The organism is Halospina sp. K52047b, assembly GCF_008709855.1.
GTDB lineage: Bacteria > Pseudomonadota > Gammaproteobacteria > Pseudomonadales > Oleiphilaceae > Halospina > Halospina utahensis_B.
The window spans coordinates 83,599-104,231 of sequence record NZ_VYJH01000002.1 but is presented as its reverse complement, the minus strand read 5'-3'; the positions used below and the strand labels follow the sequence as shown (position 1 = coordinate 104,231).

20 protein-coding genes are annotated in these 20,633 nt (G+C 62.3%); 4 read left to right on the top strand and 16 right to left on the bottom strand.

Annotation, left to right across the window (positions count from 1 at the left end; all coding sequences use genetic code 11):
- Positions 1–11 precede the first annotated feature (11 nt).
- The 8 genes from nqrM to F3089_RS02890 form a co-directional block, all read right to left on the bottom strand.
- Positions 12–260: a (Na+)-NQR maturation NqrM gene (gene nqrM, locus F3089_RS02925; RefSeq protein ID WP_095617051.1), complete on the bottom strand. Its 249-nt coding sequence runs from the start codon at positions 258–260 to the stop codon at positions 12–14.
- A gap of 98 nt (positions 261–358) precedes the next feature.
- Positions 359–1,585, bottom strand: a complete 1,227-nt coding sequence (gene nqrF, locus F3089_RS02920; protein WP_151439370.1) for an NADH:ubiquinone reductase (Na(+)-transporting) subunit F — start codon at positions 1,583–1,585, stop codon at positions 359–361.
- Between the two features lie 36 nt (positions 1,586–1,621).
- Positions 1,622–2,230, bottom strand: a complete 609-nt coding sequence (nqrE, locus tag F3089_RS02915; protein ID WP_151439369.1) for an NADH:ubiquinone reductase (Na(+)-transporting) subunit E — start codon at positions 2,228–2,230, stop codon at positions 1,622–1,624.
- Positions 2,230–2,895, bottom strand: coding sequence for an NADH:ubiquinone reductase (Na(+)-transporting) subunit D (locus F3089_RS02910; protein WP_151439368.1), 666 nt, complete (start codon positions 2,893–2,895; stop codon positions 2,230–2,232). The genes nqrE and F3089_RS02910 overlap by 1 nt, the downstream gene beginning before the upstream one ends.
- 3 nt (positions 2,896–2,898) lie before the next feature.
- The gene (locus F3089_RS02905) at positions 2,899–3,699 is read right to left on the bottom strand and encodes a Na(+)-translocating NADH-quinone reductase subunit C (RefSeq protein WP_151439367.1); all 801 of its coding nucleotides are present in this window, start codon (positions 3,697–3,699) and stop codon (positions 2,899–2,901) included.
- Positions 3,686–4,894, bottom strand: a complete 1,209-nt coding sequence (locus tag F3089_RS02900; protein ID WP_151439366.1) for an NADH:ubiquinone reductase (Na(+)-transporting) subunit B — start codon at positions 4,892–4,894, stop codon at positions 3,686–3,688. The genes F3089_RS02905 and F3089_RS02900 overlap by 14 nt, the downstream gene beginning before the upstream one ends.
- Before the next feature lie 3 nt (positions 4,895–4,897).
- On the bottom strand, positions 4,898–6,253 hold the full coding sequence (locus tag F3089_RS02895; protein WP_151439365.1) for a Na(+)-translocating NADH-quinone reductase subunit A: 1,356 nt from the start codon (positions 6,251–6,253) through the stop codon (positions 4,898–4,900).
- Between the two features lie 144 nt (positions 6,254–6,397).
- Positions 6,398–7,816: a glyceraldehyde-3-phosphate dehydrogenase gene (locus F3089_RS02890; RefSeq protein ID WP_237416553.1), complete on the bottom strand. Its 1,419-nt coding sequence runs from the start codon at positions 7,814–7,816 to the stop codon at positions 6,398–6,400.
- A gap of 239 nt (positions 7,817–8,055) precedes the next feature.
- Between F3089_RS02890 and mfd the strand changes: the two genes are divergently transcribed.
- Positions 8,056–11,553 (top strand): transcription-repair coupling factor, encoded by a 3,498-nt coding sequence (gene mfd, locus F3089_RS02885; protein WP_151439363.1) that lies wholly within the window; start codon positions 8,056–8,058, stop codon positions 11,551–11,553.
- An 11-nt stretch (positions 11,554–11,564) separates the two neighbouring features.
- The gene (locus F3089_RS02880) at positions 11,565–12,326 is read left to right on the top strand and encodes a CsiV family protein (protein WP_151439362.1); all 762 of its coding nucleotides are present in this window, start codon (positions 11,565–11,567) and stop codon (positions 12,324–12,326) included.
- Positions 12,327–12,343: 17 nt separating this feature from the next.
- Here F3089_RS02880 and F3089_RS02875 read toward each other — a convergent pair whose 3' ends face one another.
- The 6 genes from F3089_RS02875 to F3089_RS02850 form a co-directional block, all read right to left on the bottom strand.
- Positions 12,344–13,096, bottom strand: a complete 753-nt coding sequence (locus tag F3089_RS02875; protein WP_151439361.1) for an S-methyl-5'-thioinosine phosphorylase — start codon at positions 13,094–13,096, stop codon at positions 12,344–12,346.
- A complete protein-coding gene (locus F3089_RS02870; RefSeq protein ID WP_151439360.1) occupies positions 13,083–14,246 on the bottom strand; it encodes a mechanosensitive ion channel family protein in 1,164 nt (387 codons plus the stop codon). The genes F3089_RS02875 and F3089_RS02870 overlap by 14 nt, the downstream gene beginning before the upstream one ends.
- Positions 14,243–15,268 carry a beta-N-acetylhexosaminidase gene (gene nagZ / locus F3089_RS02865; protein ID WP_225741653.1) on the bottom strand — a complete coding sequence of 342 codons (1,026 nt, stop codon included), beginning with the start codon at positions 15,266–15,268 and terminating at the stop codon, positions 14,243–14,245. The genes F3089_RS02870 and nagZ overlap by 4 nt, the downstream gene beginning before the upstream one ends.
- A gap of 40 nt (positions 15,269–15,308) precedes the next feature.
- On the bottom strand, positions 15,309–15,833 hold the full coding sequence (locus F3089_RS02860; RefSeq protein ID WP_151439359.1) for a L,D-transpeptidase: 525 nt from the start codon (positions 15,831–15,833) through the stop codon (positions 15,309–15,311).
- A complete protein-coding gene (locus tag F3089_RS02855) occupies positions 15,799–16,473 on the bottom strand; it encodes a TetR/AcrR family transcriptional regulator (protein ID WP_151439358.1) in 675 nt (224 codons plus the stop codon). Before F3089_RS02855 ends, F3089_RS02860 begins: the two co-directional genes overlap by 35 nt.
- Before the next feature lie 63 nt (positions 16,474–16,536).
- Positions 16,537–17,493 carry a hypothetical protein gene (locus F3089_RS02850; RefSeq protein WP_151439357.1) on the bottom strand — a complete coding sequence of 319 codons (957 nt, stop codon included), beginning with the start codon at positions 17,491–17,493 and terminating at the stop codon, positions 16,537–16,539.
- A 153-nt stretch (positions 17,494–17,646) separates the two neighbouring features.
- On the opposite strand from F3089_RS02850, the gene F3089_RS02845 reads away from it, so the two are divergent.
- Complete coding sequence (locus F3089_RS02845; RefSeq protein ID WP_151439356.1) at positions 17,647–18,069, top strand: CBS domain-containing protein; 423 nt, start codon at positions 17,647–17,649, stop codon at positions 18,067–18,069.
- Between the two features lie 11 nt (positions 18,070–18,080).
- Entirely contained in the window at positions 18,081–18,704 is a 624-nt protein-coding gene (locus F3089_RS02840; protein ID WP_151439355.1) for a riboflavin synthase subunit alpha, read from the top strand.
- A 28-nt stretch (positions 18,705–18,732) separates the two neighbouring features.
- On the opposite strand, the gene gcvT is transcribed toward F3089_RS02840, so the two are convergent.
- Positions 18,733–19,857, bottom strand: coding sequence for a glycine cleavage system aminomethyltransferase GcvT (gcvT, locus tag F3089_RS02835; RefSeq protein WP_151439354.1), 1,125 nt, complete (start codon positions 19,855–19,857; stop codon positions 18,733–18,735).
- Positions 19,858–19,964: 107 nt separating this feature from the next.
- Positions 19,965–20,600, bottom strand: coding sequence for a helix-turn-helix domain-containing protein (locus F3089_RS02830; RefSeq protein WP_151439353.1), 636 nt, complete (start codon positions 20,598–20,600; stop codon positions 19,965–19,967).
- Positions 20,601–20,633: the final 33 nt, after the last annotated feature.

Below are 20,633 nucleotides of genomic sequence, written 5' to 3'. Positions count from 1 at the left end.
ACCGGTGCCGCTTAAGCCCGCCGGTCGCTGTCTGCATTGTAGGTCAGGTTATCCGCTTCTCCAGCGTCCGGCGCCTCGTCATCGTCGGAGCAGCTTCCCGAGGACCGCCCGCAGACGGAGCAGCCGCTGCCACCGCCTACCTGATTGCCCACGCCCCCGCACGAGCCGCTGATGGGCTTGCGCCCAAAGATGACCCCGATCGACATGCCGGCAATCAGCACCATCACAAGCACTACTGCCAGAACAAATGTCTCAAACATGATTACCTCCATACACGGACCCACCTATTGCCATGGTGACGCCCGGGCGCCAGTGGATTCAACCAAAAACACCCGACCTTGGTCGGGTGTTCGCGGGATCAGCCCCCGAAATCATCCAGGGCTATGTTCTCATCCTCGACGCCCAGATCCTTGAGCATCTTGATGGTCACCGCATTCATGATGGGTGGCCCGCACATGTAGTACTCAATGTCCTCGGGCGCCTCATGGTGCTTCAGATAGTTCTCATAGAGGACATTATGGATGAACCCGACGTCCCCTTCCCATTCGTCCTCGGGCAGTGGATCGGACAGCGCCACATGCCAATTGAAGTTGTCAAAGTCCTCCTGGAGCTGGTTGAAGTCCTCCACATAGAACATCTCACGCCTGCTGCGCGCGCCATACCAGAAGGTGATCTTCCTGTTGGTGTTGATGCGCTTGAGCTGGTCGAAGATATGCGCCCGCATCGGAGCCATACCGGCACCACCACCAATGAAGCACATCTCCGCATCGGTATCCTTGGCAAAGAACTCGCCGAAGGGACCCATCACCGTCATCTTGTCACCCGGTTTCAGGGAGAAGACGTAAGAGGACATCTGCCCCGGCGGATGGTTGGTCCCCGGCGGTGGCGTCGCGATCCGGATATTGAAGCGCAGCTCGCCCTTCTCTTCCGGATAGTTGGCCATGGAGTAGGCCCGTACGATATCTTCCTTCACCACCGACTTGATGTCCCAGAGACCGTGCTTGTCCCAGTCCTCGTGGTACTCCTCCTCGACGTCGAAGTCCTTGAAGTGCACCTCGTGCGCAGGCGCCTCGAACTGCACATAGCCGCCGGCACGGAAGTCCACTTCCTCACCTTCCGGCAGGTTGAGGATGGTTTCCTTGATGAAGGTGGCCACGTTGTGGTTCGACTGGACCGTGCACTCCCACTTGCGCACACCGAAGAACTCCTCCGGTACCTCAACCTTCATGTCCTGCTTAACGGGCACCTGGCAGGAGAGGCGCCAGCCTTCACGCTGCTCCCGCGGCGTGAAGTGGTTCTTCTCCGTTGGCAGAACGGAGCCGCCACCCTCGTGAACCTTGCAAACGCACTGGCCACAGCTTCCGCCACCGCCACAGGCGGACGACAGGAAGATGCCCTGCTCGGCGAGCTTACCCAGGAGCTTACCGCCGCCCTGTGTCGTGAAGCTGTGTTCCGGGTCACCATTGACCTCGATCTCAATGTCACCGGAACTGACCAGTCGTGCCCGCGCACCAAGGATGACCGCGACCAGCGACAGGACGATCACGGTGAACATCACCACGCCCAGTATGATTTCTGTAACCATGACTCCGCCTTCTGCCTTGTATCCGAATACGCCGTATTACAGCGATATGCCCGAGAAGGACATGAAACCGAGCGACATCAGCCCCACGGTAATGAATGTGATGCCGAGTCCACGCAGTCCCGGCGGAACATCACTGTACTTGAGCTTCTCGCGGATGCCCGCCAGGGCCACGATGGCCAGGGCCCAGCCAACGCCGGCACCGAACCCATAGGCCACGCTCTCACCGAACGCATAGTCACGCTCGACCATGAACAGTGACGCGCCCAGGATCGCACAGTTCACCGTGATCAGCGGCAGGAAAACCCCCAGCGCGCTGTACAGTGCCGGCACATAGCGGTCCAGGAACATCTCCAGAATCTGGACCAGAGCCGCGATCACACCAATATAGGTCAGAAGCCCGAGAAAGCTCAGGTTCATGTTGGGCAGCCCTGCCCAGGACAGGGCGCCATCACGCAGGACATAGTTGTAGATGAGGTTGTTCACCGGGACCGAGATGGTGAGCACCACCACCACGGCAATCCCCAGTCCCATAGCGGCTTCTACCTTCTTGGAGATGGCCAGGAAGGTACACATCCCCAGGAAGAAGGCCAGCGCCAGGTTTTCGACAAAAACGGCCTGGAGGATGAGGCTGATATAGTGTTCCATCAGAACGCCTCCCGTACTTTATGGGGCTGCATCTCGAACTCCTCCTCCTCGATCTGGTCCGGATCCCAGATCCGAACGGCCCAGATGAAGAAGCCGATCAGGAAGAAGGCGCTCGGCGGGAGCAGCATCAGGCCGTTCGGGACATAGAAGCCGCCCTCACTGGCCAGTGGCAGTACCGTAAAGCCCATCCAGGTACCCGCACCCAGAATCTCCCGGAACGTGGCCACCACAATCAGGATCAGGCTGTAGCCCAGGCCGTTACCAAGACCGTCCACAAAGCTCAGCCAGGGCCCGTTCTGCATCGCGAACCCTTCGGCCCGGCCGAGGATGATGCAGTTGGTGATGATCAGGCCCACGAACACCGAGAGCTGCTTACTGATCTCGTAGGCGAACGCCTTGAGGAACTGGTCCACGACAATGACCAGGGAGGCGATGATGGTCATCTGGACAATGATCCGGATACTGCTCGGAATCTGTTTGCGGATCAGCGATACCGCAAAGTTTGAGGCACAGGTCACCGCGATCACGGAGGCACACATCACCAGACTCACCTTGACGCTGGACGTAACGGCCAGAGCCGAACAGATGCCCAGAATCTGAAGTGCGATCGGGTTATTGTGCAGTATGGGTCCAAACAGGACGTCTTTGGTTTTCAGTTCCGCCATGGCTCAGATCTCCCCGTTGCGCACCTTGGCGAGGAAGGGCGCATAGCCCCGCTCGCCAAGCCAGAAATTGATCGTACTTTCAACACCCCGGGATGTCAGCGTCGCCCCGGAAAGCGCATCAACCTTATGCTCGCGGCCCTCGGTGTTCTCGCCCACACCACCCTTGATCAGGCGGAAGTTGGGGGTCTGCCAGTTGCCCGGCTCGTAGATTTTCTTACCCTTCCACTTGGCAACCCAGTCCGGGCTCTGGATCTTCGCCCCCAGCCCCGGAGTCTCACCGTGCTCGTAGAAGCGCAGGCCGGCTACAGTGTTCGCATCCCCTTCAAGGGCAAGGAAACCGTACATGGTGGACCAGAGTCCATAGCCGTGAATCGGTAGAACCACCCGCTCCACCGAGCCATTGTCCTTCAGAACGAAGGCCTTGCGGTACATTGCCTGGCGGTTGATGCCGGCCGGATCATTCTCAAGCCCCCGGGAGATATCCGGATCGCGGGAAGCCCGGCGCTGGTCATAGGATTCCACGGATTTCGCCTTGGCTTGTTCAGGCGAAACCGTCTCACCGGTTCCCATTTCCACCAGCAGCACATCAAACCGGTCAAACGTTTCCGCGACCCTGTCATTGGATGCATCCGCCTCAATGATTCCGGCTGCGGCAAGCATGTTGGAACGGGTGCTCAGAGCCTCATTCCGCTCCTGAGCCGGCCGCAGCGTGACCGCCGCGCCGGAGACAATCACGGAGAAGACGATGCTGAGCGTTACGGCGACGATCAGGATCTTGCTGACGGTATCGTTAGACTGCGACACGGGCCTGCCTCCGCTTGATATTCGCCTGAATGACGAGGTGGTCGATGAAGGGTGCGAACAGGTTCGCGAACAGGATTGCGAGCATCACCCCTTCCGGGAATGCCGGATTCACAACCCGGATCAGTACCGTCATCACGCCGATGAAGATGCCGAACACCCAACGCCCGGTGTTGGTCATGGACGCGGACACCGGATCCGTCGCCATGAACATCATGGCAAACGCGAAACCTCCGATCACAAAGTGCCAGTGAGGCGGAATCTCAAACATCGGATTACTGTCGGAGCCCACCGCATTGAACAGCAGCGCCGTGCCGATCAGACCTATCAGCGTACCAAACACGATGCGATAACTGGCGATCTTCATCAACAGCAGCACAGCACCACCGATCAGGATCGCCAGTGTTGACGTCTCACCGACGGACCCCTGCATGAACCCGAAGAAGGCATCAAACCAGGTCAGATGATTACTCAACCCCTCCATGCCACTGGAAGCAGCGACACTCAGTGCGGTCGCACCGCTGAAACCGTCCACGGCGGTCCAGACCTCGTTGCCCGAGATCTGGGCGGGATACGCGAAGTACAGGAAGGCCCGCCCGGTCAGTGCCGGGTTCAGGAAGTTCTTGCCGGTACCCCCGAAGATCTCCTTGGCGACAACCACACCGAAGGTGATGCCCAGCGCCACCTGCCACAGGGGAATAGTGGGCGGCAGTATGAGCGCGAACAGAATGGAGGTGACAAAGAACCCTTCATTGACCTCATGCTTGCGCACGGTCGCGAAGAGGACTTCCCAGAAGCCGCCAACCACGAAGGTCACGAAGTAGATGGGAACGAAATAGGCGGCACCGAAGATGATGTTATCCCAGATGCTGCCGGGGTCATTGCCCGCCAGTGCGGAGATGAAGGCGGCACGCAGCCCCTCGTCCGCCATGGCCATGCCCTGCTCGGCCAGATAGGTGTTGGCCTGGTAACCCGCGTTCCACATACCGAAGAACATGGCCGGGAAGACACAGAACCACACGGTGATCATGATCCGCTTGAGATCAATGCCATCACGCACATGGGCGTTGGTCCGGGTCACCGATGGCGGTGTATAGAAAATGGTGTCCACCGCTTCGTACAGGGGATACCAGCGCTCAAAACGCCCCCCTTTCTCGAAGTGCGGCTCAATCCGGTCGAATATCTGTCTCAGCCCCATGAATCAGCCCTCGATCTCAATGCGCGTCAGATTCTGTCGGAGAATCGGCCCGAACTCATACTTGCCGGGACACACGAAGGTGCACAGAGCAAGGTCTTCCTCGTCGAGTTCCAGTGCCCCGAGTTGCTGGGCCTGTTCGGTGTCCTGAACGATCAGCGAACGCAGCAGCTGGGTGGGCAGAATGTCGAGGGGCATCACCTCCTCGTAGACTCCGATCGGAACCATGGCCCGCTCTGAGCCATTGGTGGTGGTTGTGAAGTTGAACCGCTTACCCGGCATCAGCTTGGAAAGGTAGATATTGAGGCGGGAGAACCGGTTGGACCCGGGCGAGAGCCATCCCATGAAGTGCCGGCGATAGCCTTCTTCAAGGGCGGTGACCTGGGTGGCCGTGCGTGCCAGATAGCTTACCGGCCCACGTGCGGCGCGGCCGCCCAGCACGGAGCCGTTCACCAGCCGGATATCCATATCGCCCTGCTCCAGCTCACCTTCGAGCAGTTCCTCGAGGCTGGCACCGATACGGGTGCGGAGCAGACGCGGCTTGGCGGCACAGGGACCGGTAATGGCCACGATCTGTTCCGTGGGCAGCATGCCGGTGGTGAAAAGGCGGCCGATGTCCATCACATTCTGGTAGCCCACCGTCCAGACCACTTTCTCACCGCCCACGGGGTCAATGAAGTGGATATGGGTGCCGACATTGCCGGCGGGATGGGGGCCATCAAACGTATGCTGCTGGAACTGGTCGCCCGAGGGCATCGGTATCCGGGCATCCGGGCCACTGCCCAGGTGGACGGCGCCACTGGTCAGCCGTGAGAGTACGCGCAGACCGTTCTCGAACGCCTCGGGATCCTCATTGATGATGGTCTGGGGATCCGGCGCCAGCGGATGAGTATCCATCGCGGAGACGAAAATCGCGTGAGGCTCCGGCGCATCAATCGCCGGCACCTTGCTGTAGGGACGGGTTCTGATCATCGTCCACATGCCGGAATTGACAAGGTTATCCACCACGTCCTGACGGGCAAGCCCGTCAATCTCGGAAGCGCTGTAACGGCTGAAGGTTTCCGCCTCCTCATTCTCATCCACTTCGATGACGAGAGACTGGAAAACACGCCGTTCCCCGCGGTTGATTTCCCGGACGGTGCCACCGGCCGGAGCGGTGTAGACAACGCCTTCGTTCTTCTTGTCCGTGAAAAGGAGCTGCCCCCGCTTAACCTGGTCGCCCTCCCGAACCTTCAGAGTCGGCTTCATGCCGATGTAGTCAAAACCGGTCAGGGCCACATGCCGTACAGGCCGTCCCTGCTCGATGGTCGGTTCGGGCGCGCCAGTTATCGGAAGATCGAGGCCTTTCTTGATCTTGATCATTCGCTTTGCCCAATCAGAACTGGATGGAGTGAAAAACCGGCCCAATTATAGAGATACCAGGCACAGGATTCCACACAGAACCGGCCCTGAGCGCCTACCCCATAAGTGGGAGGCGCGCCGCGGGCCGGTCATGCAGGGATGCAGTCAGTGGTCCGCAGCGGTGCCGCGCTCCGGGAAAATAGGGAAGGACATACCGGCCATCTCGCTCACCAGCCGGATGACCTGAGCGCTGTAGCCCGCCTCGTTGTCATACCAGACATAGAGCACAACACGATTTCCATTGGCGATCGTGGCCTGGCCATCCACAACCCCTGCATGGCGGGAGCCCACAAAGTCGGAGGACACCACCTCGGGGGAACTCACGTAATCAACCTGCTTCTGTAGATCCGAGTGCAGCGCCACGTCCCGCAGGAACTCGTTCATTTCATCACGCGCTGCCGCCTTCTCAAGGTTCAGATTGAGAATGGCCATGGACACGTTGGGCGTGGGCACCCGGATGGCGTTGCCGGTGAGCTTGCCGTCCAGGTCCGGCAGGGCCTTGGCAACCGCCTTGGCCGCCCCGGTCTCGGTCAGGACCATGTTCAGCGGCGCGCTGCGCCCCCGGCGCTCACCCTTGTGGTAGTTGTCGATCAGGTTCTGGTCGTTGGTGTAGGCATGGACCGTCTCCATGTGCCCATCAACAATACCGAACTGCTCCTTCACCGCCTTGAGAACGGGGGTGATGGCATTGGTGGTACAGGACGCCACGGAGAGAATCCGATCCTCGTCCGTGTACAGATCATTGTTGATGCCCGGAACAATGTTCTTGATGTTGCCCTTACCGGGCGCTGTCAGGACGACACGGCTGGCCCCCTTGGACTTGAGGTGCAGGCCCAGACCTTCGTCATCACGCCACTTACCGGTATTGTCGATGATGATGGCGTTGTCGATGCCGTACTGGGTGTAATCCACCTGATCCGGGCCATCGGAGTAGATGACCTTGATGTAGTTGCCATTGGCGATGATGGCCTCGTTTTCCTCGTCCACCGTAATGGTGCCGCGGAAGGAGCCATGCACGGAGTCACGGCGCAGCAGGCTGGCGCGCTTTTCCAGGTCGTTCTCGGCTCCGCCCTTGCGCACGACGATGGCACGCAGGCGCAGGTTGTTGCCGCCGCCGGCCTTCTCCACCAGGATCCGGGCGAGGTAGCGCCCGATCCGACCGAAACCGTAAAGGACAATGTCCTTGGTCTCGCTCTCGCTGGCGGCTTTGGCCTCCTCGTCGTACCGGTCAACGACCGGATTGACCGCTTCACGCAGGAAGTCCTCCAGGCTCTGTTCGTCACGCACCTGGTTGTACTGGTTCGCCAGCTTGCCGACGTCGATGTGCGCCTGACCCAGGTTCAGCCGGTCCAGTGTCTCGAGGACCGGGTAGGTGTCGTGGACATCCAGCTCTTCCGCCTCAATCTGGCGCACGAATCGGTGTGCCTTGAGGATGTTGATGACCGACTGGTTGATCAGCGCGCGGCCGTACATGGACGTCACCACATTGTTGCGGCGGTACAGACGGCCGATCAGCGGAATCATGGCTTCAGCGATGGCTTCGCGCTCGGTCCAGTCGGAAAAGTAGCGGTTGAGTTGCTCCTGGCTCACGATCAGGGTCCTCTGAAACAGGGTGTATGTCGGGTCATGGCCTCTGGCCCTTGCGGGCTGGCGTATTATCCAGTTTAAAGCGCTCCGGCGCAATCGACTCCGCCGCGCCGGGGTGGCAGGCACGGCGCCTCAGGCTTAGAATGGCGCCTCCGCACACCAACCATGCAGCGTTGATGAACCAGACCAGCACCCAGTCCCCGCTCCTGCCCGCCGATCCACCCACCCGCGGCGGCGATCACCGACACTGGGGATCGCTCCCCGGCAGCGCCCGCTCCCTGGCCATACTTGAAGCCAGCCGGCGCTTCCCAGGGCTTACTCTGGTGATCACTGGCAGCACTGACGAAGCCCAGGCGCTTGAGCAGGAACTGGCGTTCTACCGTGATGATGAACAGGATGATGCCCTGCTCTCTCTGCCGGACTGGGAGACACTCCCTTACGATATGTTCTCGCCCCATGAGGCGATCATTTCCCAGCGCATACGGACCCTGCACCAGCTGCCGCGAATGCAGCGCGGCCTCCTGGTACTGCCGGCCAGGACCCTGATGCACCGGCTGCCGCCACCCTCGTTCACCGAGGGCAACACACTTCTGCTGGCGACAGGGGATCCGCTGCCGATTGACGACTGGCGCCAGCGGCTCGAGGCCGTGGGCTACCGCCATGCCGATAACGTCCAGGAACACGGCGAATACGCCGTACGCGGCTCAATCCTCGACATCTACCCGATGGGAGCCGACCTCCCCTACCGGATCGAACTCTTCGATGATGAAGTGGAAACACTCCGCACCTTCGATCCGGAGACCCAGCGCTCCATTGACCAGGTGGAACGCATTGAACTGCTCCCCGCCCATGAATTCCCCTGGGACGAGCGCTCGCGCCAGCGCTTCCGCAACCGCTGGAACGAGGCATTCCCGGAGGCACCGCGCGAGGCCCCGGTGTATCAGGACGTGGCCGCCGGCATCCGGCCTCCGGGGATCGAGTATTTCCTGCCGCTTTTCTTTGACGAAACCGCCACCCTGTTCGACTACCTCCCGCAGCAGTCACTGGTCCTGACGGATCCCGACCTCCAGGGGGCGCTGGATCACTTCCAGGCGGAGGTTGATGAGCGCTACGAGGAACGCCGGTACGACCGTTACCGACCGATACTGTCCCCGAAGGAGGTGTTCCTGCGGACCGAGGAATGCTTCCGGCACATCCGCCGCCTGCCCCGGGTCACCTGGTTTGCCGGGGAACAGCCCGAGGGTGCCGGTGTGCTCAACATGCCCTGTGCACCGCTGCCCGACATAGCACTGGACGCCCGCGCGGAGGATCCGGCAGCGAAGCTGCGGAGCTTCATGGACCAGTATTCACCCCGCGTGCTGTTTGCAGCCGACTCCGCCGGCCGCCGCGAAGCGCTTCTGGAGCAGCTGAAGCAGTATGGCTGGGACCCAAGGGAAGTTGATCACTGGCAGCAATTCCAGACCGGCAGCGACACCGTGGGCCTTTGCACGGGCCCTCTGGAACACGGCGCCTGGCTCGACGAATCCGGGGTCTGCGTCATCGCGGAGGCGGAACTCTACGGCCAGCGGGTGATGCAGCGCCGGCGGCGCCAGCGTGCCACCGACTCGGACACCGAAGGCAGCATCCGGGATCTTTCCGAGCTGCGCGTCGGCGCTCCTGTGGTGCACATTGACCACGGCATCGGCCGCTACCAGGGGCTGCAGACCATCGAGGTGGACGGCCAGCCCACAGAGTTCCTGACCCTGCAGTACGCCAATGGCGCCAACCTCTATGTGCCGGTCTCCAACCTGCACCTGATCTCACGCTACAGCGGCGTGGATGATGCCACCGCGCCCCTGCACAGGCTTGGTTCCGAGAAATGGAACCAGGCCAAACAGAAAGCACTGGAGAAGGTCCGGGACACCGCCGCCGAACTGCTGGACGTGTACGCCCGGCGCGAAGCCAGCCAGGGTTACGCCTTCCCGCAGCCGGATGACGCCTACCGCTCCTTCTGCGCCGAGTTTCCGTTCGAGGAAACACCGGACCAGATGGCGGCCATTGAAGCCGTCGAAAACGACATGGCCAGTAAGCAGCCCATGGACCGGCTGATCTGCGGCGATGTGGGCTTCGGCAAGACGGAAGTGGCCATGCGTGCCGCTTTCCTGGCGACCCACGCCGGCAAACAGGTGGTGGTGCTGGTGCCCACCACCCTGCTCGCCCAGCAGCATTACGACTCCTTCCGCGACCGTTTTGCCGAGACCGGCGTGCGCGTGGAACTGCTCAGCCGCTTCCGCAGCCAGAAACAGCAGCAGGCGACCATGGCGCGCGCTGCCGAGGGCGAGGCGGACATCATCATCGGCACCCATAAGCTGCTCCAGGGGGACCTTAACTTCCCCGACCTGGGACTGGCGATCATCGACGAGGAACACCGCTTCGGCGTCAACCAGAAAGAAAAGCTCAAGCAGCTGCGCGCCCAGGTGGACGTGCTCACCCTCACCGCAACGCCCATCCCGCGGACCCTGAACATGGCCATGGGCAACCTGCGGGACCTGTCCATCATCGCCACGCCGCCCGCCCGGCGGCTTTCCGTCAAGACCTTCGTGCGCCGGCGCGAGGATGCCCTTGTGAAGGAGGCGATACTCCGGGAAATCCTGCGTGGCGGCCAGGTCTACTACCTGCACAATGATGTGGAATCCATTGAGCGCCTGGCCGAAGAGGTCCGGACCCTGGTTCCCGAGGCCCGGGTGGGTGTGGCCCACGGGCAGATGCGCGAGCGCGAACTCGAGCAGATCATGTCCGACTTCTACCACAAGCGCTTCAATGTGCTGGTCTGCACCACCATCATCGAAACCGGCATCGACATCCCGAGTGCCAACACCATCCTCATTGAGCGCGCGGACCGCTTCGGACTGGCCCAGCTGCACCAGCTCCGGGGCCGGGTGGGCCGCTCCCATCACCAGGCCTACGCCTATCTCCTGACACCGGAAGGCAAGAAGATCACCGGCGATGCGGAGAAGCGCCTGGATGCCATTGCCGCCGCCCAGGACCTGGGTGCGGGCTTCATGCTCGCCACCCACGACCTGGAGATCCGCGGCGCCGGCGAACTGCTGGGCGACGACCAGAGCGGCCAGATCCAGGGCGTGGGCCTGACCCTCTACATGGAACTGCTGGACGAAGCCGTGAAGGCCATCCGTGAAGGGCGCACGCCCAATGCGGACCTGCCCATCCGCCACGGTACCGAGATCAACCTGCGCATCCCGGCACTGATCCCCGAGGACTACCTGCCGGACGTCCACCAGCGCCTGATCCTCTACAAGCGCCTGGCCAGCACCCAGAGCCAGGAACAGCTGAAGGAGCTTCAGGTGGAAATCATCGATCGCTTCGGCCTGCTGCCCGAGCCACTCAAGAACCTGGTACGCCAGACCGGGCTGCGCATCCGGGCTGAAGCGCTCGGGATCAGCAAGGTGGATGCAGCAGGCTCCTCCGCCACCATGGCATTCAGCGCCGATACCCGGGTGGATCCACTGGTGCTGGTGGAACTGGTCCAGAGCTCGCCCGCGGACTACGCGCTGGAAAGTGGTGACCAGCTGAAGTTCCGGCTGAACGGGGAAACCGCGGATGATAGACTCAATGATCTTGATCGCTTCCTGACGCTTCTGGAAGAACGCGCCACGGAGAGCAAAGGAACCCAATAGAGGAGACTGCCGTGCCGAGTCGCGGAACCCGCCGCATTCTGGTCAGCATGCTGCTGCTCTGTGCCACTGCCATGCCGGCAACGGGGGCGGAACTGTACCGGGTAGAGCTGCTGCTGTTCGAACGCCTGCAGGCAGAGCCCGAGCTGCTTTCGGACCCCTACGCCCCGGTTTCCCTTCCGGAAAGAGGCGTTCCGCTATGGGTGGACAGCCAGTGGACGCCGGAGCCCCGGGACACTGGCGATATCGACACGGAATCCGAGACTCCAGGGGAACAGGTCCCGGAGATCCTGGCTCTTCCGCGGGAAGAACTCCGGCTCAACAACATCGCCCGGGCGCTGGAGAACGCTTCCGGTTACCGCCTTGTGGCCTTCACCGGATGGCAGAACCCGTTCCCGGATGGCTACCGTACCGTTCCCCTGGTCGTGGATGTCGCGGCGGATGAGGCGGGCGAGCAACGGATCCAGGGCAGCCTGCAGATCGAACGCCGGCGTTACCTCCATGTGCAGGCCTCGCTGCATGACACGCACCTGAAGGTACCCGCACTGGATGTAGCACCGATTCCCCGCTTCCCGGTGGCATCAGGGTTGATTCTGCCCCTTCCCCGCTACCTGGCTCCCGAAAGTCCGGCCTTCAGGGAGACAGCAACCCGGCTCACCGAGAACCGGCGTATGCGCAGCGAGGAGGTGCATTACCTCGACGCGCCCACCTTTGGTCTGGTGGTCTATTTCCACCCCATTACCAAAGAGAACGGGGACGAGGAGGAAGAGGGCTGACCGGCGCCGGGCGTCGCTCAATCCGCCCGGAGACAGGCTTCCAGAACCTGCAGCACCCGCCCGATGCCCGCATCCAGGTTCGAACGGATGTCATCCATGGTGATGACCTCGCTGGTTCTGCCCGCCGCCCAGTTCACCACCAGGGCGAGACAGGCATAATCCAGCTCCGCCTCCCGTGCCAGAACCGCCTCGGGCATGGCCGTCATCCCCACGATATCCGAACCGTCCTGTTCCAGGCGCCGAATTTCCGCGGCTGTCTCCAGCCTCGGCCCCTGGGTACAGGCGTAGACACCGCCGTCATGGAACGCCACATCCACCTCCGCCGCTGCCGCCCGCAGGGCATCGCGGATCGACTCTGAATACGGCCAGGTGAAGTCCACGTGCACCGCGTGTTCCAGGTTCTCCTCATGGAAGCTGGGCGCACGCCCCCAGGTGTAGTCAATGATCTGATCCGGCAGAACCAGGCTGGACGGGGTCATCGCCGGGTGGATGGATCCAACCGCATTGACCGCGATGATCCGGTCAACGCCGGCCTGCCTGAGCGCCTCAATATTGGCCCGATAGTTGACCCGGTGGGGCGGAATCCGGTGTGGATCGCCATGGCGGGCCAGGAAGACCACCTTCCGCCCACCCAGTCGACCGATCCGCAGGGGCGCGGAGGGCGCCCCCCACACGGTTTCGGTTTCAAGGGTTTCATCAACCTCCAGTGAATCAATGGCGGTCAGCCCTGTACCGCCAATAATGCCCCACACTGGCTCACTGCTGCCCATTGGCTCCTCCGCCTGTCGTTGCGGGCTGCTCGCCCTCCGCCGCCATGCCTTCGCCCAGCACAGCCTGGGGCCCTTCGCCCGCAATGTGCAGGGTGCGCGTCGGGAAGGCCACTTCTGCCCCGTGTTCACGGATGATGCTGCTGATACGGAGCATCACGTCCTGTTTGACCGTCTGGTATTCAACCCACTGGCGCGTATGGGTAAAGGCATAGACCATGATGTCCAGAGAGGAGGCATTGAAGGTGGTGAAGTTGACGATCAGGAACTGGTTGGCATCGATGTCTTCATGCTCCTCCAGCATGCCGCGGATGTCGGCCACAATCGGAGCGACCATGTCCACATCGCTGTAGCGCACCCCGACCATTTCATAGATCCGCCGGTTCATCATCCGGGACGGATTCTCCACGGAAATGGTGGTGAAAATGGCATTGGGAACATAGAGCGGGCGCAGCTCAAAGGTCCTGATCCGGGTCACCCGCCACCCGATGTGTTCCACCACCCCTTCAATGCTTGCGTCAGGAGAGCGGATCCACTCCCCCACCTTGAAAGGTTTGTCCATGTAGACAACGGCACCGCCGAAGAAATTCGCCAACATGTCCTTGGCCGCGAAGCCGACGGCGATACCACCCACGCCGCCGAAGGCCAACACCCCGGAAATGCTGTAACCCAGATTCTGGATGATGACCAGGGCGGCGATGACGAACACTGAAACACGCGACAGCTTGCCGATGGCGGAAACCGTGGTGTAATCCATGGGCTCGGAGACACGGCTCGAAACCAGCAGCTCCTCGGTGCCCTGTATGAACCGCAGCAGCGCCCAGACCAGCAGCAGTATGAAACCGAACCTGAGGCCCAGCCCATTGAGGTTGAGCAGATCGATCTCGTAGAAGCGGGCGCTCGCTTCCGAGGCGAAATACAGACCCAGAAGCCAGATGTACCAGTACAGCGGGCGCCGTATGGCATGGATCAGAACGTCATCCCAGAGATTGCGGTTATTCCGCAGCTTGTTCTCAACCGCCCGGATCACCCACCAGACGACAAAAGCCACCACGAAGGTGGTCACCAGGATCGAACCGGCCCAGAGCAGCCCGCGGAATTCCGGGGCAATCCCCAGACCGGAGAGGACACCATCGAGGCCGGAAAGCGTCATGCGGGCGCCTCATCCAGCATGCGAAGCAGTGCTGCACGGGTATCCCGATACCGGGCCGTACTGCGGAAAGCACCACGTGGCCCGGGCAACGGCTTGCCCCGCAGCGACACCAACCCGGCCGACGCGCGCGCGCCGGCCTCGCTCAGGCTTGCGGCCACAGCATCAGCAGCTTCGGGATCGTTACACACAAGCAGCAGGTCACAGCCCGCATCAAGTGCAGCCTGTGCCCGTTCCGGCGGTTCGCCGGCCACAGCCGCGCCGGCCATGGTGAGATCATCGCTGATCACAACGCCACGGAACCCGACCTCGCGGGAAAGCACGTTCTTCAGCCAGAACGGAGAGAAGCCGGCCGGCTGCTCATCCACGCCCGGGTAGACCACATGGGCGGGCATGACAGCATCCAGAGTCTCCGCCAGCTCCCGGAAAGGCACCGCGTCGTGCTCCAGGATCTGCTCCAGGGTGCGCCCGTCGCTGGGCAGTTCGTGATGGGAGTCCGCAGCAATGGCCCCATGGCCGGGGAAGTGTTTGCCCACTGCTGCCATACCGCCCTCATGCATGCCATCAATCCAGGCGCCGGCGAGTTCGGCCACCACCTGAGGGTCCGAGTGGAAGCTGCGATCACCGATCACACTGGAAACCCCGTGATCCAGGTCCAGCACCGGTGCAAAACTGAAATCCACATCCATGTCCCGCAGCTCGGAAGCCATCAGCCAGCCCGCGGCATGGGCAATGGCACGGGCATTCGCGGGATCCCGCTCCCAGGCCAGACCGAAGCTGCGCATCGGTGGCAGCCGTGTGAGCCCGGACTGGAAACGCTGTACCCGGCCACCCTCCTGGTCCACGCCAATCAGGATGCGCGGCCGGATCTGGCGGATGGACTGCACCAGGGACCGGAGCTGGGCCGGTGACTCGTAATTACGGGTAAACAGGATCACTCCGCCCACCGCCTCATGGGCCAGTCGTTCACGCTCGGAGGCGCTGAGACGTGGCCCCTCGAGATCGATCATCAATGGTCCGCTCACCGGGCCTCCCTAAACGACACAAGAACGGCCCGGGACCGCCTCACTGAACAAAGACAGGCGTGCCCGGGCGCACCCATTCCCAGAGCTGAAGAATGTCATCATTGCGCATCCGGATACAACCGTGGGACAGCGGCTGCCCCATGGGTTCCGTATCCGGAGTGCCATGGATGTAGATGAACCGACGCATGGTATCAACAGCGCCTCCGCGGTTATACCCGGGCTCTTCGCCACAGAGCCAGAGAATCCGCGTCAGTATCCAGTCACGCCCGGGATACTCACGGTGCAGCTGCGGGCTCCAGACCTCGCCGGTGGGGCGCCGACCGCGGAACACCGCCCCCCGGGGCTGGCCGGCCCCGATGCAGGAACGGACCCGATGCCGCCCCAGCGGCGTCCCACCGGAACCGTCCTGCTGACCGGCGCCGGTGGCGGCCGTGGAAATGCGGTAACACAACCATGGGCCTGCGCGCCCATGCAGAGTCATGATCTGACGGGCCAGCTCCACCTCGATCCGCTCGATCGGATCACCGCCGTCAGGCACCGCTGTCGGAATTCCCTCTGTTGCCATGGGCAACAGTATGCGCCTGCATTCCTGGGGCAAGAAAGGGCACGAGGTGATCCACGATCTCCTCGTTGGGGGTCTCGACCCCCAGTTTGTTCCAGAGGATCTCCGTGAGCGCATCACTGCTGGAGAGGGTGAAAGCCGTGGCGCCAAGCATGAACTGGTTGCGCCAGTAGCGCTCCACGGCGGACAGCTCCGGGGTGGCGTTCTTGAGAAGCCGCATGAAGCGATCGAAGGTGTGGCTGTACTCGGCTTCCAGAAAGCGGCGCAGATGCCCCTGGGACTGGGTGTAGGCAAGCCCCTGCAGGCGCATGTAGATGGCGATGCTGCGGTCGTGCTGGCGTGGCATCTCCACCAGGGTACTGGTGAGCACCCGCAGCACTGACTCCAGGTCGGGCGGCTCCGGGGCCGCTTCCGCCTCAAGGCGGTCAAAGGCCGCCTCCAGCGCGATACAGAAGGGGGTAAGGAAGCGTGCGAATACCGCCTGAATCAGCGATTTTTTGGAACCGAAATGGTAATTGACCGCAGCCAGATTCACGCCGGCCTTACCGGTGATCATGCGGAGAGAGGTCTCGGAGAAGCCTCTTTCGGCGAACAGCTCCTCCGCCGCATCCAGAATCCTGTCCACTGTATCCGTCTGCGCCATGGAATCCCGCTCAAACATTTGACCAAACAATTGTTTGAAACATACGTTTGAGCCGGAAAGGTGTCAAGACGAACGGGCAGATGGGTTGCCTGTATGCGCTGGAGCGCCCTCACCCCCGGCTTCCGCGGATTCAGGTGGCACCGGATCGGACTCGGGCACCGGCACTACGCTGGGGTCGCTAGACTGGGCTGCCGCGTTCAGCGGCTCCCCATTCCCTTCATCCAGCATCTGCTCGTGGGTCCGCAGGTATTCCTCCCGCAGACGGTTATAGGCCTTTTCCGCTTCCAGAGCAAAAATGAGATAGAGCTGGGCCTGGGAGCGGTTGCGTATGCTGTCCACCAGCTGCCCTCTCTCGGAAAGGCTGTAGAGGCCGGTGTAACGGCTGCGACGCAGCGCCGGATTATACTCGGCCAGCGGGCGGCATGCAGCCGCCAGCCCGATCGGCCCTTCCAGGTGTTCAACGTGTTTGCGGGCACGGTGCAGCAGGCGCCGCCGTTTCAGCAGCAGCTCCATATGGGAGGCCTGATGGGTGAAGACGTGCCGCACGCCCGGCAGCCCCCAGAGCGCGGCCAGCGCCAGGGCACCAAAGGCCACCCCACCGATCAGTGCCGGCACCAGGTTGCCCATACCCGCGAGAACCAGGGCGGCAAGCCCGCTCAGCAGCAGCAGCCAGCTGTCGCGCCGGCGCCGCGCCAGATTCAGCTGGTGGTGATCCGGCCACCCGGGCATGGCCAGGGTATCGAAGTCCAGCAGAAGCAGACGCTCGCAGTCGTGCAGCAGCCTGCGCCGGCGCTGCTGGCGCTTACGCTCAGCCTCGCGCGCCGCCCGCAGGGCAGCTTCGGGGTCCGCATCCGCTGACGCCTCCTCATCTTCGACCGGATCACCGTCCAGCCCATTCACCGGGCTCCCGGAGTCCACCGACTGATCCCCTGCCTGGGTTTCCGGTCCGGGAACCGGTTCCAGTCGACCGCCGGGATGAACCCGCGGTTCCTCCGGCCGTTCAGGCTGATGCTGCGCCATCCCACTCTCCGCGTGCCTGTACCATCACTGGTTAACGGCTGATCCTTCCGGGTCTTGAGTGCCCGCTCCCATGCTCTGGCATGTATTGGCAGCGTAGCGTATTCTGATTCACCCTGACGGCTGTGGAACAAACTTTTACAGAGGCAAGGCTCCATGACGACCACTCCCAAGATCCTGGTACGCGACTACATGCGTTCACTGTCCCTCTGGTTCTCCCCTTCCGACCCGATCGAGAAGGTGGCGGCCACGCTGGTTAAGCAGGAAGAGCTGGGCGCACCGGTTCTGGACGAGCACAAACGTCTCATCGGCTTTGTGACCGAGCAGGACTGCATCAAGGAGATGCTCAATGACTCCTATTACGCCCAGGAGCACCAGCTGGTGAGCGACGTAATGTCCCGCAGGACCGTATCCGTGGGGCCGGACGAAGATGTGACTCACCTGGCGGAGGAAATGCTTGGCGCCAAGCCCAAGATCTATCCGGTGGTCGACAACAGCCGGGTTATCGGGGTCATCACCCGGGGTGATGTGCTGCGGGCCCTGAGCCGTGTTCGCAACAGTGGCCACGGCCACATCTGACGGGCGCTGGCGTGTTTACAGGAATCGTACAGGGCATCGCCCAGGTAGCCACCGTTGAGCGGCTGGCCGGGCTCCACCGGATCAGCCTGCGCTTTCCGGAAAACTTCATTGACGGCATTGCGATTGGCGCTTCGGTGTCCGTCAACGGGGCCTGCCTGACAGTTACCGAAGCCTGGCCGGAGAGCCACCTGGCGGCCTTTGATGTGATGATGGAAACCCTGAGGGTCACCACCCTGGGGGAGCTGCAGGAAGGGAGTCCGGTCAACGTCGAGCGCGCCGCCCGGATCGGCGATGAAATTGGTGGCCACCTGCTTTCAGGCCACGTCCACTGCATGGCCAGGGTCAGCTCGATTGAGGAGCCCGAGAACAACCGTCGGATTGCCTTTTCCGTTCCCCATGCGTGGCGCCCCTACCTGATCAGCAAGGGTTATATCGCGGTGGATGGAGCCAGCCTCACCATTGCCGAACTGACCAGCGACGGCTTTGCCGTCTACCTGATCCCCGAAACGCTCAGGGCCACGCGTTTCGGTGCGCTCGATGAAGGGGATCACGTGAACATTGAGATCGACCACCAGACCCAGACGATCATCGATACCCTTAACCGTCTGGACCTGGTACCCCGCGGGGCCGACTGACCCCGCGGTGGCCATTTCCAGCGCTGTTCTAGCGCTGGTAGCCAGGGCGCAGGAAGGGCATGGCGGAAACCGTCATGCTGCGGCGCTTGCCGCGCACATCCGCCTCAACGGTGGTGCCTTTCTCCGCCAGGTCCGCGCGCACATACCCCATGGCAATGGGCGCGCCGACACTGGCGGCAAAGTTGCCACTGGTCACTTCCCCAATGGGCTCATCACCACCTTCCGCATAGAGCACAGCGCCTTCGCGCACCGGCGCCTTGCCTTCAGCAACGAGCCCGACGCGCTTGCGCTCCGGCGCGCTGTCGCGCATCTGCTGCAGAACCCGCTGCGCCCCCGGGAAACCGCCCTCACGCTCACCACCGAGCCTGCGGGCCTTGCCGATGGCCCAGCCCAGGGAGGCCTCAACCGGCGTCGTCCGGGTGGTGATGTCATGACCATACAGGCAGAGCCCAGCCTCGAGGCGCAATGAATCCCGGGCACCAAGCCCTACCGGCTCCACATGGTCGTCCTCCAGCAGACGCCGGGCCAGGGTCTCCGCCACCTCAGCCGGCACCGAGATCTCGTACCCATCCTCGCCGGTGTAGCCACTGCGGGAAATGATCGCCGGACTGTCGAGCAGTGTCATGGGCCAGTTGTCCATGAACTTCATTTTCCGGACCTCCGGCTGGAGTTTCGCCAGAGCCTCCTCCGCCTTGGGCCCCTGGAGAGCGATCAGCGCCCTGTCGGTCATCTCGGTCAGTGTGACGGAAGCCGGCAGCCCGGCCCTCAGGTGCGCGATGTCCTCGGCCTTGCAGGCGGCGTTGACGACCAGATAGAAGCCATCCTCATGGCGGCTGATCATCAGATCGTCCAGTACCCCCCCGTCCTCGTTGGTGAACAGGCCATAACGCTGGCGGTGCATGCCCAGCCCGACCAGGTCAGAGGGCACCATGGCTTCCAGCGCTTCCGCAATGCCCTCGCCGCTGAGCCATACCTGGCCCATGTGCGAGACATCAAAAAGACCTGCGCCTTCCCGTGTATGAAGGTGCTCCTGCTTGATCCCCGCGGGGTATTGCACCGGCATGCTGTAGCCGGCAAACGGGACCATGCGCGCACCAAGTTCCTCGTGGAGGGCGGTCAGCGGGGTTGTAAGCATTGCCTGATCGTTCGCCATGAGCCTGTCTCTCCTGTTGCTGTTTCGGAGCCACCTGTACCTGCGGCTCCCGCTGAACTGGGTTGCCCCTATGATGCCGTATTTCCGATTGGAAACAAAGTTTCCTGTCAGGCCGTCACCCAGAGAACTTCCGCATCCTCCTCGCTCACGGAAACCAGCATATGCCCCATGGTGCAGTCGTAATAGGCACTGTCCCCGGCTTCCAGGCGCACGGGCTCATAGAACTCCGTATAGAACAGGATGGCCCCGCTCAGCACATACAGGAATTCCTCCCCATCGTGCCGGATCCACTCCGGGAAATCCCCGAACGCACGCGCGCGCACACGCGTTGTGAAGGGCACCATCTTCTTGTGGCTGAGATCCGTCGCCAGCAGCTCGTGCTCATAGGTGGCCGTGGGGTGAGGCTTGCCCTCCCCGCGACGCGTGATGTCGCGCCGCCCCGACGGCTGGGCGCTGTTGCTGGGTTCTGAGAACAGCTGCGGCAGGTCGATACCCAGCCCGTTGACCAGCTTGTGCACCACCGAAAAGGTGGGTGAAATCTGCTCGTTCTCAATCTTCGACAGCGTGGAGCGCGCAAGTCCCGTCAGTTTGCTGGCCTCCTCCAGGGTCAGCCCCTGGCCCAGCCGCAGGGACCGGACGCGCTCTCCCAGCCGCAGGGGCTGCAGTGAGGCTTCGGTTTCACCGCGCTGGACCTGCAGGGTCTCGTGGAGCGGCTCCCGCATGTTCTCGCTGTCCTCAGACATGATTCGCGTGTTTCCTATAGGAAATTTACGTTG